Consider the following 443-nt stretch of genomic DNA (forward strand, 5'->3'; position numbering starts at 1 on the left):
TGGCAGTTCGGCGTCGATGAGGGTGCCGATCTCTTTCTCGTTCGAATGATCGCGGTGTCCGGCAGCGATGCGGCGGTCGCCTGTTTGGCGGATTTGCTTGTCGCCGCCGGCGGCAGGCTGGCGCTTCTCGTCCTCCAGCTCATGTCGCGCTTGGACAACGGCAGGAAGCGTGTCCTGATCAGGCAGATCCTGGATGATGGGCAAAATCTGGCCGCGCTCAACCTGGTCGAAGGCGCGCAAGCAGGCTGGCTGGAATGGAGCGACCTCGCAAGGAGCAAGACGCTTCCAGCGCTGCGTTCCGCCGTCTCGGGTGACAACGACGTCATGAAACGAAGCGCCGAGCAATATCTCGAGACCCGGGGCTTTCTGGCGAATCCGGAGGCGGCGGAAAAATTGATCGACGGGGTGATCGCCGCCGGCCTGTCGCCCGCTTCCCCATCCAT

Annotated in this window: 1 protein-coding gene; it reads right to left on the reverse strand. The window is 63.2% G+C overall.

Annotation, left to right across the window (positions count from 1 at the left end):
- Positions 1-240 (reverse strand): hypothetical protein (locus EOA75_RS34715; protein WP_206517150.1); only part of this gene is annotated, 240 nt, incomplete at its 3' end.
- Between the last annotated feature and the right edge of the window lie 203 nt (positions 241-443).

Origin of the sequence: Mesorhizobium sp. M1A.F.Ca.IN.022.07.1.1, from assembly GCF_003997575.1 — a bacterium.
Taxonomy (GTDB): domain Bacteria; phylum Pseudomonadota; class Alphaproteobacteria; order Rhizobiales; family Rhizobiaceae; genus Mesorhizobium.